The 1,685-nt window shown below is 51.5% G+C and carries 1 rRNA gene; it reads left to right on the top strand.

What is annotated here, in order from left to right:
• Window positions 1–165: 165 nt before the first annotated feature.
• A 23S ribosomal RNA gene (locus tag ACTQ53_RS17380) occupies window positions 166–1,685 on the top strand; the annotation flags it as partial.

The following is a 1,685-nucleotide window of genomic DNA, read 5'->3' as shown; positions in this document are numbered from 1 at the left end:
AAAAGATCTTTGACATATTGACACAAGCAAAACTGTAAGTAATGAACTTTAGTTCAGACTAAAGTAAATCAAATCGCAAGATGAGATTTCACTTTGTTAGAATACAGCTGAAAGTATGAGCTACTTATTCGTTATTCGGAAACGAGTAACAAGAATACAGTCTTAAAGAAAGTAAGAAAGGGCGTATGGCGGATGCCTAGGCTCACGGAGGCGATGAAGGACGTGATAAGCTGCGATAAGCTTCGGGTAGGTGCAAATAACCCTTGATCCGGAGATTTCCGAATGGGACAACCTAGCCGTCTGAAGGACGGTTACTCTTACCAAGTAAGAGAGCTAACGCAGGGAACTGAAACATCTTAGTACCTGCAGGAAGAGAAAATAAAAGAATGATTCCCCCAGTAGTGGCGAGCGAACGGGGAACAGCCCAAACCAGTGGCGTCGCAAGGCGTGGCTGGGGTTGTAGGACCGCGACATTGTATGCAAATCGTGAACAGAACACTTTGGAAAATGTGACCATAGACGGTGATAGTCCAGTATGTGAAGCGAAATGCAGCATAGCGGTATCCTGAGTAACGCGGGACACGAGGAATCCTGCGCGAATCTGCCGGGACCATCCGGTAAGGCTAAATACTCCCGTGAGACCGATAGCGAACGAGTACTGTGAAGGAAAGGTGAAAAGAACCCCGAGCAGGGGAGTGAAATAGTTCCTGAAACCATGCGCCTACAAGCGGTCGGAGCATCTTGCGATGTGACGGCGTGCCTTTTGCATAATGATCCTACGAGTTACCGTCACTGGCGAGGTTGAGTGTCATGAGACACGTAGCCGCAGTGAAAGCGAGCCTGAACAGGGCGCACAGTCAGTGGGGGTAGACGCGAAACCAAGTGATCTACACTTGGCCAGGATGAAGTCCCGGTAACACGGGATGGAGGTCCGCACCAATAAGCGTTGAAAAGCTTCTGGATGAGCCGAGTGTAGGAGTGAAAGGCCAATCAAACTTGGAGATAGCTCGTACTCCCCGAAAGGCATTTAGGTGCCGCGTCGGATGGTCACCGTGAGAGGTAGAGCGACCGATAGGACAAGAGGGCTTCACCGCCTATCGAGTCCTGACGAACTCCGAATGCTCACGGTCTGCAGTCCGGCAGTAAGGGGGCGGGTGCTAAGGTCCGTCCCCGAGAGGAGAAGAATCCAGACCGCCGTCTAAGGTCCCGGAGTTCTGCCTGAGTTAGTCTAACGAAGTCTGGTCCCTATGACAGCTAGGATGTTGGCTTGGAAGCAGCCATTCATTCAAAGAGTGCGTAACAGCTCACTAGTCGAGGGTCCGGGCATGGATAATAATCGGGTATAAGGCAGACACCGAAGGCGCGGGATAGCAATTATGAAAGTATCGGTAGGGGAGCATACTCACAGCGTCGAATGGTGTACGTAAGTTATCCTGGAGCGGTGAGTAAAGCAAATGTAGGAATAAGTAACGATAAGGAGGGTTAGATTCCCTCCCGCTGTAAGACCAAGGTTTCCCGGGCAATGCCAATCAGCCCGGGGTCAGTCGGGTCCTAAGTCTAAGCCGAACGGCGATGGCGATGGCAGAGACGGTTAATATTCCGTCACTGCCGCATGGGGCGACGTGGAGACGGAGCAGTGAAACCACCGCGGGGCGACGGAAGTCCCCGTTGAAGAGTGTAGGTGT

This window comes from Prevotella sp. Sow4_E9_plate (genome assembly GCF_052116205.1).
In the GTDB taxonomy this organism is placed as follows: domain Bacteria; phylum Bacteroidota; class Bacteroidia; order Bacteroidales; family Bacteroidaceae; genus Prevotella.
The sequence above is the reverse complement of the archived record's forward strand: the minus strand, read 5'-3'. Positions and strand labels throughout refer to the sequence as shown.